The sequence below is a fragment of the Kothea flammea genome (assembly GCF_052161645.1).
GTDB lineage: Bacteria > Planctomycetota > Planctomycetia > Pirellulales > Pirellulaceae > Laterigemmans.
This window is the reverse complement of the sequence record NZ_CP197414.1, coordinates 3,981,836-3,995,845: the sequence shown is the minus strand read 5'-3', so window position 1 is coordinate 3,995,845 and position 14,010 is coordinate 3,981,836. Positions and strand designations below refer to the sequence as shown.

The window sequence follows — 14,010 nt, the reverse complement described above, 5'->3', positions numbered from 1 at the left end:
GTCAATGATCGAGAGCCGCGACCAGCCGCGACCGAATCCATACGCGAGCCCAGACCAAGTCCCTTTGCGGGGCTACTGGTGGCGTTTTCGCCGAGCCTTGGGGCGAGCCGCTCGCTATTATCGCCAGCAAATGCGAAATGATGGTATTTCCAAAGGCCAAGAAATTGGTGCTTGGCTGGGTTTGGTCCTGCTCTTGTTGCTCACCGCGACTTTACTGCTGACCGCCACGCTTACCGTCGTGAATAAAATCGTGTGACCAAATCGTTTAACCGTCAGCCGGAGGCGCACGGCAGTATCATGTAGGAGAGAGTACGCCTGCGGCTGACTGTTAAACGAACCGAACAGGCGTTTGCTTAAGGCTTGATGCCCATGTCTTTCATCATCAGCTGTAGATCTTCCCAAGCCGCTCGCTTGGCCTGGGGTGTGCGGAGCAAGTAATCAGGATGATAAGTGACTAAGACTTTGCTGGAGCGATACTGATGAAAGACTCCTCGTAATCTACCGATGGAAATTGCCGATCGGAGCAAGGCACGGGCGGCGATCAACCCCAGGCAAACAATGTACTCCGGCTGAATAATCTCCAATTGCTGCTCGAAGTAACCGCGGCAGTTTTCAACTTCCACCAGCTCCGGATTGCGATTGGCGGGGGGCCGACACTTGACCGTGTTGAGCAGGTAAACCTCTTCCCGCTGTAATTTGCAAGCTTCAATCATTTTGGTCAGCAACTGTCCCGCGGGTCCGACAAAAGGACGCCCCTGGCGATCCTCCTCGGCGCGTGGGCCTTCGCCAAAAAAACAGACCCGAGCTTGCCAGCTTCCTTCACCAAAAACCGTATGCTTGCGAGCAAACGCCAGTTGTGGACACCGCGTGCAAGCGGCCACCGTGGATTGGCAGCTGGCCAATTCCGCTTGTCGCTGCTCCAGCCCCAGCTGGGGCAATGAATAATGACTGGGCCCTTCGATCACGGGGGCCACTGGGGCCAACCGACTGCCGACAGCCGCGGCGGGCTGTTGGCTACTGGCCGCGGGGCGGGGAGGGACGGCCGCAGGCTTAGCTGCAGTCGGTTGGGCAGTCGGCTGAGTGGAACCTGGCGGTGGCGCCACCGCGGGTGGCGTCGCTTGCGTGTCGGAAACGAGCAACTGTGGGAACTGCTCAGCCACCAGGGCGCAGGCCTGATCAACGTCGACTTGTGGCAACTGGCTTATCCCGATCCGCTGCAGGTGCTGGAGCAGCCCCGCAGTCGCCTGCCTGGCCAACCAGGCGTCGTCGTTCGCTTGCTCACTCATTTCACATTCCTGTAGAGGCACCACAACCTGGAGAGTCACCACGAACTGGAGGAGTACTACGGTTCGCGGATGGCTATCGTTTGCAGAAGCTTCAGTTTGCCATCAACGACTTGAGCAGTTCAACGGCGGCGCCAATTTCAGCCAACTGACGCTGAGGATCCTGGGGAATTTCACGCTCGATCGTCAGCGGTCCGTCGTAGCCAATTTTTTCCAAAGTTTCCAAGTAGGCTTTCATGTTGACTTGCCCCTCGCCCAACGGCACTTCGGCGCCCCAGGTAACGCCCGGCTGGTCACTCCAGGTGCCATCCTTACAGTGTACGCTGCGGACGTGATGGCCCACTTTTTCCAACGCGGGAATCGGCTCGCCGGTCCCATACAGAATCATGTTGGCCGGATCGAAATTCACTTTTAAGTTATCGCGACCGACCGCTGCGATAAAGTGCAGCAACCCGTCAGCGGTCTCTTGGCCAGTTTCCAAATGTAAATATTGGCCATGCGCGGCGCAGTAATCACAGAGATCGGCCGTGACCTCTAAGATCCCTGGCATCTGCGGGTCATCGGCCGCTTCGGGGACGAAACCAAGGTGCAGAGCGACCGCGTCGCAGTTGAGCGCTTTGGCAAAGTCGGCGATGCGCTTCATTTCTTCCAAACGGCCGGCCCGAGTCGCTTCGGGTACCAAACCGATCGTCCGCACGACGGTGGGAATATCGGCATAACTCTCTCCCGCAAAACCACCGAAAACTGCCGTCAACTTGACATCCATGGCGTCCAACTGGCTGCGCAGTTCAGCCGCTTTCTCAGGTGTCCGCGATTCGGGAAGCGGGGCGTGCAGCTGGATCGTCGGTACCTGCAGTTCGCGGATGACTTCCCACCGCACACCCAGGCCAGCATCCACGCTGGCAAACACACCAATCGGCCAAGTTTTCATCTGAAGGGGTCCCCTTGCTTGTGGTCTTAAAGCTTGCTTGCTGTCGTTCTCGGTAGAGAACCAGGCAAGAATTTAAGCCATCGCAGCCCGCTCGCCGACCCTGGGCTGGGCAGAATTTCAATCAGCCGCCGAGTTTGCCTGCTGGAATTGTGGTAAAGCCATAGCGAACTGCCGCCCCCAAGAAGAGCTTGCCAGCTCGAGCTTACCGGCTAGAGCTTAAAGGGACCATCGGCCGCCTGCATCGGCACGTAACGGTAGGGCGTTTCCAAAATTAAAGCGCACATTGCCGTGGTATACAGTCGCCCTCCGACGTCCCCGTAGCGATCAGGAAAATGCCAAGAACCCTGTTCGTGACCTTGACGCGCTTGGGTCGCCACTAAGTACTCCTGCAACTTGCGAGCAAACTCCATTCGCCCCACGTGGCGACCGTGATGCAAGCCGAGCATGGCGTAGTAGTTGTAGTAAACATCAGTCTCGGAAGGCCCCGCCTCGACAATCCGATCAAGCCCCTCGCGAATGGTGGTTTGATTCGGCATGTAGCCAAAGTAGAGCTGCAACAGTAAGCCGATGGCCGTGGTCGACAAACGTGGCTCGGGCGAGTTGTATCCGTATCGTCGCAAGCGGTCAGAGGCCAGCGTTTCGACGAATTTCTGCGCCGCCGGAATTAAGTCCGTGGGAATCCCCACGCCCCGTTGTTCGGCTGTTTTGATGGCGATAATTTGCCATGCTGTCAGAGTAATATCAGGCGGACCGCCCGGCAAATATCCCCAGCCTCCCGCAGTGTGCCGTGAACCGAAGCAGAAGAAAGCCGTCCCCTCGGCCAGCGGGCGCAGCTCCTCATCGCAACTCAACACAAACGCTTCGGCGATCGCCAGAGTGGCAATTCCGTGGCCGTACATCGACCCATTTTGCAAATCCAATCCCAACGAGGTCTCGCGAGCTTGGCCTTGCAGGTAATAAAGCCCCCGCCGCACCTGTTCGGCGTAAGGCCCCTGCTGGTGCGTCGAGCCGGCACCCATGAAGGCCAGCATCGCCAAGCCAGTCGCGGCGGTTCGGGGGATCGGTGCGTCATCGGGATTTTTCCGTGTGTGATCGCACTGGCCGGCACATGGCCCATTCTTATCGTCCAGCCGAAAACTCCAGCCACCATCGTTGTGCTGATGGAGAGCCAACCAACGCAATGCTTGCTCCAGGGCGTCCTCGGCTGCCGCGGTGGTATCGCCCGCAGCCAAGGCGGCAGCCCGGCCAGCCGCACTGCGGTCGCCCAGTTTGCCGCCGCTGAATTGACTCATCAGCGACACCTCGCGACCCTGCTCGAAAACTCGCTGGAACAGGCTTTGCCCGACCAGTTCCTGTCGGCTGTCGAGCGGATGCTCCAACTCCACCAAAGCCGTGAATTCGACCTCCTCGTCAGCTAACAACGCCTGCTCAGGGTCATCAGTCGTTTTTGCATCCGTATCGCTGGGCAATGATTCGCTGACGACCATCTGCAGCGCATCGGCTGGGGTCTCGACATCGCGCCAGGTTGCCGAAATAACTTGGCCACGGTCCCCCGGCAGACTTTTGAAGGTCAAGAAAGCTAATAGCAGCACGATCGCCATGTGAATGATCAAACTGACCAACCACGAGGGTACGCGGTCATCGGTCAGCAGCCGTCGGGACTCGGTCGACTGTGTGGCCTTGGCCTCTAAGGAGCGTAAGCGGCGTTGGCCGAGCGAGTCCAAGGCAACTTGTGGAGCTGTTTTTGCGTGCAAAGTCGCCCAGCGGCGCGAAGCCAATTTGGCCGCCCGCTCGCGAGCAGCCTGCTGCTGGTTCAGCTCCTCAATCCGCGCGCTCGTCCGCCAGCGAGACGACGAAACAGGTTCGTCCTCCGACGTCGCGGGGGGTAAATGGGTTGCCGAATTGCTCATCAAATTGAGGCCAGTGCGAACGGAATCTCGACACTGGACTATAGCTCGAACACCCTGATGAGTCGCAAATTAATGCGGTTTTTTCCCCCTTGAAACCTGCTCGCAAACTCGTTGGCCGGCAACGCCTCACCACACCTCCAGTTCGACCTCGAACGTGCCCGGCGGGGGAATAATTGCCGCGTCGGCGAAGGGAGGCGGGCCGGTTTGCGAGCGGGCCCCTTGAGAAAAGCCGTATTCTTCGATCGGAATACCGATCAAGTTCCGATCGAGCACTCCGTTGGAGTTTTGATCATGAAAGGCGGAAATCGCGACGGGGTAGCCTGCTGGCACGGCAATTTCCCAAGACGCTTGGTTGTCCTTAATGGTGAGCACCGCCTTCTCGTCGGCATAATCAGGTTGATTGAAATAGCCGGGTGTGCCATAGACGGCCATGCGAACTTTTCCCTGCCCGTTATCGATTCCCACCACGGTGATCTTTAGCTGGCTGATCTGGTCCGGATCGAGTGTTTCAATTGAGGGGGGAACTTCGCCGGCCGACGCCACTTCGGTGTCGTCTCGCAGCTCCTCGCCCTCAGTGGCTAGTACTCGCGCCCTTTCCTCAGGGGGTATTGCCAGCATAATGCCCCCCACCACGAGGATAATGCCAGCAAATAAGAGCAAAAAATTCCCATGGTTTTCTCGCCACAATTGGCGAAAATTCGATTCCGTTCCGGAATAAGCACCATCTGTCATACAAAAGACCGCAGGAAAGTTGCAAAAAAGGTGGGGAGATTCAAGCTTGTTCCAGAGAGCATCGGCTGCGACAATCAACTCGGTAATGGATTACACGATATCTTAGCAGGTATCAACTGTTTATGGATGGACGGTCGAGGACGACGACGTGACTGCGGCGTTAGAAATCATCGAACTACGCAAATCGTACGCCCAGGTCGCTGCGCTGCGCGGTGTTTCCCTGCGATTAGAGGCGGGCGAGCGGTTAGCTTTGCTGGGCCCCAATGGTGCGGGAAAAACGACGCTCATTCGCTGCATCTGCGGGTTGACTCAACCGGATAGCGGCGAAATTAAGTTCTTTGACGAACCGCTGCCCGCTCGTGGCGGACGCGAGGGTTTTGGGGTGATCCCTCAAGACATTGCGCTCTACGAAGATTTATCGGCCCGTCAAAATCTGCTGGCCTTCGGACGTTTCCACGGCTTAACCGGCTCGCGGCTAAAGGATCGAGTCGGTTGGGCGTTGGAGTGGACTGGTCTGGAGCAGGAGGCAAACTCACAAGTCGGGACCTTTTCGGGCGGCATGAAGCGGCGAATCAACTTAGCCTGCGGCGTGCTGCATTCCCCCCAAGTAGTCCTTCTCGATGAACCGACGGTGGGTGTGGACCCGCAGAGTCGCCAGCGAATTTTTGCGATGCTGAGTCGACTCAGTGACGAAGGCACTTCAATTCTTCTGACCACCCATCACCTCGACGAAGCGGCGGACCAGTGCGACCGCATTGTGATCATTGACCATGGCGGCGTGGTGGCTAACGGGACGCTGACCGAGTTGATTGAGCGAACGGTTGGCAGCAGTCGCAGGGTCCGGCTACAGGTTGCTGAATCGGTGCCCACACCGCTCCCCGGCTGGCATTTGGAACCAACTACCGGGCGGCTCGCCACAAGTGTCAATCACGTCGCCCGCGAGCTGCCGGGGATGCTGCAAAAGGTTCATCAAGCTGGCTATACGATCGACGATGTGGAAGTGCAAACCCCTTCGCTGCACCACGTTTTCCTGCACCTGACCGGTCACAACCTGCGAGACTAAAGCGGTATGGTTTGGACTATTTTTCGCGTCGCGCTGACTCGGTTGCTGCACAATCGTGTGGAATTACTGCTGACTTTTATCGTGCCGATCGCGTTCTTCAGCATCTTTGCGGTAATCTTCGGTCGAGGGCTGGGCGGCTCCAACACACCTAAAATTAAAACGGTCATCGTTGATACGGTATCCAGCCAGCAAAGTGAATTTGCGGTCGATAAGCTGCAACAGCTGGACAGTTTGCGAGTATTCCAGCCCACTAAATCCGATGCTCCCTTGACCGTTGCCCAAGCGGAGAATTTGGTCCGCCGAGGTATGGTTACGATCGCCGTGGTGCTGGAACCGGCAACGGCCGGCGACGCCTTGTCGTCGGCCAACAACGCTCTGCCAACACTGCGAGCCAGCTTGCTGTTGGACACCTCCGATCAAGTCGCCAGTCAAATGATGACGGCGTTGGTGCAACAAACACTGAGCCAAGCTAATCAATTGCCGCAGCCGGCCGCCGTCCGCTTTGCCGCCGCGACTTATCGCCCTCCCAACAGCGAAATGCTCACCGGCGAAACAATCAGCGCCGCATCTCAACTGGTTGAAGTACCAAATCTTGCCTTGGTGGATAGCGTCGATGTGTTGAGTGAGAGTAAAGCCAATCCGGTGGTTTCGATGTATGCCGCCGGGATCGCGGTGATGTTTCTCTTGTTTGGTGCCTCTGGCGGTGGTGCTTCATTATTGGAAGAACGTGAGAACACCACGCTTGAACGCCTGCTCACAACTCGCCTCTCGATGGACCAGCTGCTGTTGGGAAAATGGGCCTATCAAACAGCCCTCGGTGTGATTCAAGTTACGGTAATGTTCATTTGGGGTTGGTTGATATTTCAAGTCGATCTTTGGAGTCATCTTGATGGTTTTCTGCTGATGACCGTGGTCACAGCCGGAGCCGCATCCAGCTTTGGACTGTTACTTGCCACAGTGTGTCGCACCCGAGGCCAGCTGAACGGAGTTTCAGTGATTCTCATCCTCACGATGAGCGCGTTGGGAGGCTCGATGGTACCACGCTATATCATGAGTGACGCGATGCGTGAGACGGGACTTTACACATTCAACGCTTGGGCGCTGGACGGCTATGATAAAGTCTTTTGGCGTGAGTTGCCTGTGGCCGACCTGTGGCCTCAAATCTGCGTGTTAATGCTGGCCAGCGCGGGCATGCTGCTGGTTGCCCGCTTGTTGGCTATTCGTTGGGAAACGAACTAAGTCGCGGTTAGCGGTTTTAACGCTAGCCACCGTTCTGTTGCACGCGATCAGTTCGGATCAAAACGGGAACCGCGGCCTAGCGGCCAAACGGCTAACGGGAACCGCGGCTAACGTCAAAGCGGCTAACTCAGGCACTACAAAACTTCGTAAACTTATTCAATGCGATAGACAGCTTTGTCGGTGCGCAAATAAAGCTCACCCTGCACGACGGCGGGCGACGCTAAGATGCGTTCATCCATCTCATTGGCAGCCAGTTCGCGGAATTCTCGTCCGGCTTGCAAGACGCGCACCACACCTTCCTCGCTAGGCAAGTAGATTCGCTCGCCAACCAACACGGGAGAAGCCGAATACTTGCCTCCCAAGCGTTGCTTGTAAACCTGGTCGCCACTGACGGTCTCGAGCACGGTGAGAATCCCATCGTCACTGACGACGTACAGCAACCCTTCGTCAGCCAACAGGGAAGGCGTCTTCGGCGCGCCGCGGTCGAGCGTCCAGCGAACGTGCGTGTCGGTGACATCGCCTTGACCGCGAGGATCAATCGCCATCACTTGCGTCGGCCCGAAACCGGTACCGATAAAGACCAGCCCGTCGGCGTAGACCGGTTTCGGCACCACGGAATAGCCGTCATAACGAATTTGCCAAATGATCGAGCCATCCTCGGGATTCAAAGCGAGCACGCAATCGCTGCCGGGGCAAATGACTTGCGTTTGCCCATCGACGTTGATTTCGCTGGGCGTACAAAACGAAAATTTGCGAGCCGCGTCGACTGGCCGGTCTCGTTTCCAAAGCACCTCGCCGCTGGCGGCAGACAGCGCCACCACGTAAGCCGAATCGGCACCGTCACACGTAAAAATCAAACGGTCACCCACCAGCACCGGCGAGCCGCCATTGCCATGCACGGGCGGGAAACGTAAGTCGCGGTTAACCCACTGGAGCTTGCCGCCACGATCTAACGCGGCAGTTCCTTGGTAACCGAAGTGCACGAAAATCTGTTCCGCCGATACCCACGGGGTGGGGCTGGCGTGAGAATTCTTGGAATGAATGCCCGGCGAGTCCTCCGCTGACTGATCAAAAACCTTAATAGTCTCGCGAAGCTCGCCCGTGTTGCGATCGAGCCGATAAAGCACAAGTGCTCGCGCTTCCGCCGGGGCGCCCGGAACTTTTTCGGCTCCCGTGATCAGCACCTCGTCGCCGACCACCACTGGACTCGACCAACCGCTGCCGGCCAGTTGGCTCCGCCAAGTCACCCGCTCGCTGGTCGACCATTTCAGCGGCGGCAACTCGTTGGCCGCTACGACCACCCCATCGCCCGCTGGCCCCCGAAATTTTGGCCAATCGGTATCGCCCGCTTCATTGGCCACCGCGCCCGGTGATCCCCAGCCGCAAAGTCCGCATAAGCCGCAAAATAAGAATTGAGTTAGCAAACGACGCATGATTGTCCTTCGTCAGGGCGGTAAAAGGCAAGGGAAAACTTCATGGCAACCAGCCGAAGGCTGCAAATTATAAGGCATAGTTGATTGATCATAGCTCGACCAATGGGGGCGAGTTCACAGCAACCGCGCGCGTCAATCAATGTCGAACCCCAAAGCGTCGAACCCCAGATCATCGAATCTCGAAGCGTCGGACAAGCAAGCCTTTCGGGCCGATTCATTGGCGCTCGGTGTCAGTATTATGCTTGTGCTGACAATCGTCCAGCGCGCGATCGGATTTGGTCGCGGGATTTGGTTCTGCCAACTACTCGACGACGCCACGCTGGGGCAATGGGCGATGGGCTTCGGCTTCGTCACGCTGGTAACTCCCGTTTTTCTGTTTGGCCTACCCGGTTCCTTGCCGCGGTTCGTCGAGACCTACCTCCGCCAGGGGCAGTTACGCTCCTTTTTGGCCCGTTTGTTGGGGGCAACCGGCCTCGTGGTGGCAATCGGGATCGGGCTGCTTGTCCTGTTCCCAGCGAAGATCGCCAGCTTTGTGTTTAACGATGCTGGTCAGCCCACACTGGTCTTCTCCTTGGCGTTCGCGGCGCTGGGTGTAGTCGTTTTCAATGTCACGAACGAAATCGTAGCCGGCTTGCGATTGATCCGCGTGTCGTCGATTTCGCAATTTTGCCAAAGCGTGCTCTTTACGCTACTGGGTGTTGGCTGGCTGTCATGCGGGGGAGGTTTAGGCGGATTGTTGGTTGCTTTTGGGCTAGCTTCGCTGCTGGGGGCGACCCCCGCTTGGTGGTGTTTGGCGGGCGGCTGGGAAGCGGTTGAGCGAGCCGATCAGCCCCTCGAGGCGAGCGGCATGTGGCGGCGATTGCTCCCCTATGCGGCTTCCATTTGGCTGATGAACCTGCTCGGCAACACGTTTGAATTGAGCGACCGCTATATGCTGTTGCACTGGGCCCCCGGGGATGGCATCACGGGACAGCGCTCTGTCGGGCAATATCACAGTGCTATGATCATTCCAGCATTGATGTTGAGCGTCGCCGGGATGGTATCCAGCGTGCTGCTCCCCTATTTATCATCCGACTGGGAACAGCAACGACGCGCCGCGGTGGTGGCGAGGTCGCGCGAAGCCTTAATGGCAACTTCGCTAGTTTTCACGACCGGTGCAGCGTGCGCGTTGTTGCTGGCTCCGATTCTCTACGGCGGTTTACTCAACGGGGTTTACGACAGCGGTCTGAGTGTGCTGCCGATCTGTCTGACATTTTGTATTTGGTCGGCCCTGACGGTGATCGCGCAGACCTATTTGTTCGTCGCCGAGCGGGGGCGTTGGGTGGCAACTTCGCTAGCGATCGGGTTGGGAGCAAATTGCCTGCTCAACGGTATTCTAGTCCCCCGCTGGGGACTGAGTGGTGCGGTCTGCGGCACCATGCTGGCGAATCTGGTCGTGTTGTGCGGGATTTGGTGGTCTGGCAGCAAATTCGGGCTGCCGGTGGACCGTGCCACGCTGTGGATGACGCTGTTGCCGGCCAGCTTGCTGGCGGGGGGCGGTTGGGCTTTGGGATTCGTCCTGCTGATCGCCCTGTCAAGCCCCGAATTGCGACGATATTTAACAGATCTGTGGCGACTGGCGGGTTGTCAGTTTGGGGTCTTAGCTAGATAGTGTTCGGTGTCGCTTGATGACACATCGTAAACATCATCCATGTTGGCTATACCTTACCTGCCAGTTTGACGGAGAATGCAACTATGGGCGTGCTTGTCACCCAAAAAGCCCCCGACTTCAAAGCCCAAGCGGTCATGACCGACGGCTCGTTCAAAGAAATTTCGCTCAGCGACTACCAGGGCAAGTATGTCTTGCTATTTTTCTGGCCGCTCGACTTCACTTTCGTCTGTCCCACCGAGATCATCGCTTTCAGCGACGCGACAGCGAAATTTGAGGAGTTGGGAGTGCAGATTTTAGGCGTCTCGATCGACAGCCACTTCACGCACCTTGCTTGGCGAAACACACCTCGCAATCAAGGTGGTATTGGCGAAGTCGCTTATCCGCTCGTGGCCGACATGAACCGTCAAATCTCTCGGGACTATGATGTCTTGTTAGATGCTGGTATCGCCCTTCGCGGTCTTTTCCTGATCGACAAGGAAGGTGTGGTCCGCCACCAAGTTGTTAACGATTTGCCCCTCGGCCGTAACGTCGACGAAGCGCTGCGGATGGTGCAGGCGCTGCAGTACTTCGAGAAGAATGGCGAAGTCTGTCCAGCCAACTGGCAAGAAGGTAAATCGACGATTAAGCCCGACGTGGCAGGCAGCAAAGAATTCTTCAACGCCGAATATTGATTTCGGTTTGGTCGCTTGACTCAATCAGCCGCTGTCGCGCACGGCGGCTGATGTTAGCTTACTTTCCGCAGTTGACTGAGATAAAAATGCCACAACAGTCGCGTCGCCGCACTCCGCCAGGGACTCCACGTCGCAGTTAACTGATCCAACTCTTGTTGGCCCGGTCGGGCGGCCAACTTCAGCAACACTCGCACCGCCTCCTGAATTCCGATGTCACCTCGAGGCATGATATCACATCGCAACAAACACTCGGAAAGATAAACGTCGGCGGTCCAAACCCCGATCCCTTTCAACTTCGTCATCTCGGCACGGACCGCGTCATCGGGCAACTCCGCCAAACGCTCAAAAGAAAAATCTCCCGCCACGATCGCTTCGGCCAACAAGCGTACGTAGCGACATTTCTGCCGCGTGAAGCCCAACTCCTTGATCTCACTCTCCTGCATCGCCAAAATGCCGGCCGGAGTGACTTGCCCAGCAAGCCTAGCTTGCAAGCGTCCAAACGTGGCGTTGGCCGAAGCCAACGAGACTTGCTGTTCCAGAATAATGTGCACGGTGGTCGAAAATCCCGGGGGCCGATGCCACAGCCCGGGATATCCGTACTTGTCCAAAACCAGCCTAAACACCGGTTCCCGATCGGCCAGCCAACGGCAAGCGTCCTGCAACCGCCGCTCGGTTAAGGTCAATATTTCGGGCCGTTTCGCAGCACTCTGTTCATCCATGCAATTGCTCTAAGTAATTGTCCGCTGTGCGGCGATGCTGATCCAGCTTGGCTCCCATCCGGTTCAACTGGCTAACCATCACGCGCATCCGCGGGTTGCCATTAAAGAACTCCCGCTCGCGGTCGATAAACCGCCAGTACAGAGCGTCCCAGATCGGACACCATTCACCCTGACGATAATCGCTCATCTTGCGAATGTAAGCCGAACCACTGATATAAGGCTTCGTCGTCATCAGCCCACCGTCAGCATGCTGGCTCATCCCATACACGTTTGGCACCATCACCCAATCGTATGCATCAATGAACAACTCCATAAACCATTGATAAATCGCATTCGGCGCGATGTCGCAAAGTAACATAAAGTTGCCGAGCACCATCAATCGTTCAATATGATGGCAGTAGGCATGTTTCAAACACCGCTGAATGCTATCGTCCACCGGTAAAATCCCAGTGCTGCCGGTGTAAAAAGCTTCTGGCAACTCACGCGTTAGATTCCAAGCGTTGGTGGTGCGTTGCTGAGCACCAACGTGCAGATAAATCAAACGAATAAATTCCCGCCAACCGATCACTTGGCGGACAAATCCTTCCAGCGAATTTAAGGGGACTTCATCATTGTGAGCCAACGCGGCATCGACAACTTGTTGCGGCGTTAGCAAACCGATGTTTAACATCGGCGTCAGCACCCCGTGAAAAAGAAAAGTCTGCTGGCTGGAAATGGCGTCTTCATAGTCACCAAACTGGGCTAAACGCTGATGTACGAAGTTGTTCAACCAGACGGCCGCGTCGTGATGTGTGACTGGATAGCAAAAAGCGTCGACATGGCCGATCGCGTCTGGAAAAGCGGATGCCACGTAACGTTTGGCTGCGATCACGCTGGGTCGCACGCTCGGTTGCGGCACTTCCGGAATGGTCAAACCGCGGGGCAACTTTTTGCGATTATCCGTATCGAACGTCCATTTGCCTCCCAACGGCTTGCCAGCTGCGTCTAGCAACAAACCGAGTCGCTTACGTTGCTCGATATAGAAACTGGTAAAGTGATAATGCTCGCGGCCCTCCCAACGGCTGAGTACCTCTTCGGGAGTCAAGAAAGCGGGATCTGGAAGCCAGTCGACTTGTACGCCCGCAAGTTGACAACCGGCCACCACACTTCTCGTCAACCAATCGTCAGTCAGCTGGACAATGCGTGCTTGATTGACTGAGTCCCTCCGCAGCAGCTCCCCGATGTCGCTCGATTGCGGTATCTCATTGGCCTCGATGGTGCGGACCGATTTTCCTCGGTCGCGGCATCGGTCGGCAAACTCAGTCATCGCCGCTCGGTGCAGCACTAATTTCTGGACGTGAAAATTAAACTGCGAAAAATAGAGCGGGTCCTCGACCAAATAAACGTGATCGGCAGCCTCGACCGCTGGGTGGCGAGCCCAGAGTTGATGAGGATAAACGATTGCCGCAGTTATTTTGGGCATGGCGTCGGCAGTTCGAGGGAGTTTGTAGATGGATGGTTAGCCGTGTTTGGTCGACAATCGTAACCAACCTCGCCAAAAACGTCCTGCGGGAGTTGACCCCCACGGCCGGTCAATCGATTAAACTGTGACTCTCCCCCGGCATCCTTCATTAACAACGATTGAATCATCATGCAACGAAGAAATTTTCTCGCCACCGCCACCGCCGCCAGCACCGCACTTTGGTGGGAGGCTTCGCGAACTCAAGCAGCTGAAACACGCCAGCTTTCCCAAGGTGAGGTTATCTTGTTCCAAGGCGACTCGATCACCGATGCGGGCCGCGACAGGAAAGCTGGCAGCGCGAATAAAGGGCTGGGGAAAGGGTATCCCCAGCATATCGCCTCGGCACTGCAGGCTGAGCATTCGCAACTTGAATTGAAAATTTACAACCGCGGCATCTCGGGCAACAAAGTGCCCGATTTGGACCGCAGATGGCAAGCTGATTGTATTGATCTGAAGCCGAGTATTTTGAGCATCCTGATCGGCGTTAATGATATTTGGCACAAGTTAAATGGCAAATACGACGGCACGGCGGAAACGTACCGCGATGGCTTTGCCGCCCTGCTGCAACAGACCCGTAAAGCGCTCCCTGAGGTCACCCTGGTGATCTGCGAACCGTTCGTGTTAATGAGCGGCACGGTGAAAGCAAACGAATCAAAGTGGTTTCCCGATTTTGCCATCCGCCGTGGTTACGCCAAGACGGTCGCCGAGCAGGCCGACGCGATCTGGGTCCCCTTTCAAACCATGTTCGACGCGGCGGTGGCAGCTGGCACCGACCCATCCACGCTGGCCGGCGATGGCGTCCACCCCACGCAAAGCGGCCACGCGTTGATGGCCAAAACTTGGCTGGAGACCGTCGGCATCAATACGGCTGGGTAAC

13 protein-coding genes are annotated in these 14,010 nt (G+C 56.8%); 6 read left to right on the top strand and 7 right to left on the bottom strand.

What is annotated here, in order from left to right; all coding sequences use genetic code 11:
• Positions 1-4: 4 nt before the first annotated feature.
• Positions 5-256, top strand: a complete 252-nt coding sequence (locus SH139x_RS15110; protein ID WP_488350609.1) for a hypothetical protein — start codon at positions 5-7, stop codon at positions 254-256.
• A 97-nt stretch (positions 257-353) separates the two neighbouring features.
• On the opposite strand, the gene SH139x_RS15105 is transcribed toward SH139x_RS15110, so the two are convergent.
• The 4 genes from SH139x_RS15105 to SH139x_RS15090 all read right to left on the bottom strand — a co-directional run bounded on the left by SH139x_RS15105 (position 354) and on the right by SH139x_RS15090 (position 4,856).
• Positions 354-1,286, bottom strand: coding sequence for a uracil-DNA glycosylase (locus tag SH139x_RS15105; RefSeq protein ID WP_488350608.1), 933 nt, complete (start codon positions 1,284-1,286; stop codon positions 354-356).
• A 91-nt stretch (positions 1,287-1,377) separates the two neighbouring features.
• On the bottom strand, positions 1,378-2,214 hold the full coding sequence (locus tag SH139x_RS15100; protein ID WP_488350607.1) for a sugar phosphate isomerase/epimerase family protein: 837 nt from the start codon (positions 2,212-2,214) through the stop codon (positions 1,378-1,380).
• Positions 2,215-2,423: 209 nt separating this feature from the next.
• On the bottom strand, positions 2,424-4,124 hold the full coding sequence (locus SH139x_RS15095) for a prenyltransferase/squalene oxidase repeat-containing protein (RefSeq protein ID WP_488350606.1): 1,701 nt from the start codon (positions 4,122-4,124) through the stop codon (positions 2,424-2,426).
• Positions 4,125-4,250: 126 nt separating this feature from the next.
• Positions 4,251-4,856 carry a DUF2141 domain-containing protein gene (locus SH139x_RS15090; RefSeq protein WP_488350605.1) on the bottom strand — a complete coding sequence of 202 codons (606 nt, stop codon included), beginning with the start codon at positions 4,854-4,856 and terminating at the stop codon, positions 4,251-4,253.
• A gap of 148 nt (positions 4,857-5,004) precedes the next feature.
• On the opposite strand from SH139x_RS15090, the gene SH139x_RS15085 reads away from it, so the two are divergent.
• On the top strand, positions 5,005-5,919 hold the full coding sequence (locus SH139x_RS15085; protein ID WP_488350604.1) for an ABC transporter ATP-binding protein: 915 nt from the start codon (positions 5,005-5,007) through the stop codon (positions 5,917-5,919).
• A 6-nt stretch (positions 5,920-5,925) separates the two neighbouring features.
• Positions 5,926-7,158, top strand: coding sequence for an ABC transporter permease (locus SH139x_RS15080; protein ID WP_488350603.1), 1,233 nt, complete (start codon positions 5,926-5,928; stop codon positions 7,156-7,158).
• A gap of 152 nt (positions 7,159-7,310) precedes the next feature.
• Here SH139x_RS15080 and SH139x_RS15075 read toward each other — a convergent pair whose 3' ends face one another.
• Entirely contained in the window at positions 7,311-8,591 is a 1,281-nt protein-coding gene (locus SH139x_RS15075; RefSeq protein ID WP_488350602.1) for an outer membrane protein assembly factor BamB family protein, read from the bottom strand.
• Between the two features lie 139 nt (positions 8,592-8,730).
• Between SH139x_RS15075 and SH139x_RS15070 the strand changes: the two genes are divergently transcribed.
• Both SH139x_RS15070 and SH139x_RS15065 read left to right on the top strand, forming a co-directional pair.
• Positions 8,731-10,242, top strand: a complete 1,512-nt coding sequence (locus SH139x_RS15070; protein ID WP_488350601.1) for a lipopolysaccharide biosynthesis protein — start codon at positions 8,731-8,733, stop codon at positions 10,240-10,242.
• 83 nt (positions 10,243-10,325) lie between these two features.
• A complete protein-coding gene (locus SH139x_RS15065) occupies positions 10,326-10,913 on the top strand; it encodes a peroxiredoxin (RefSeq protein ID WP_488350600.1) in 588 nt (195 codons plus the stop codon).
• A 53-nt stretch (positions 10,914-10,966) separates the two neighbouring features.
• Here SH139x_RS15065 and SH139x_RS15060 read toward each other — a convergent pair whose 3' ends face one another.
• Both SH139x_RS15060 and SH139x_RS15055 read right to left on the bottom strand, forming a co-directional pair.
• The gene (locus SH139x_RS15060) at positions 10,967-11,632 is read right to left on the bottom strand and encodes a DNA-3-methyladenine glycosylase family protein (protein ID WP_488350599.1); all 666 of its coding nucleotides are present in this window, start codon (positions 11,630-11,632) and stop codon (positions 10,967-10,969) included.
• Positions 11,625-13,094 (bottom strand): cryptochrome/photolyase family protein, encoded by a 1,470-nt coding sequence (locus SH139x_RS15055; RefSeq protein ID WP_488350598.1) that lies wholly within the window; start codon positions 13,092-13,094, stop codon positions 11,625-11,627. The genes SH139x_RS15060 and SH139x_RS15055 overlap by 8 nt, the downstream gene beginning before the upstream one ends.
• Positions 13,095-13,262: 168 nt before the next feature.
• Between SH139x_RS15055 and SH139x_RS15050 the strand changes: the two genes are divergently transcribed.
• Positions 13,263-14,009: an SGNH/GDSL hydrolase family protein gene (locus tag SH139x_RS15050; protein ID WP_488350597.1), complete on the top strand. Its 747-nt coding sequence runs from the start codon at positions 13,263-13,265 to the stop codon at positions 14,007-14,009.
• Position 14,010: the final 1 nt, after the last annotated feature.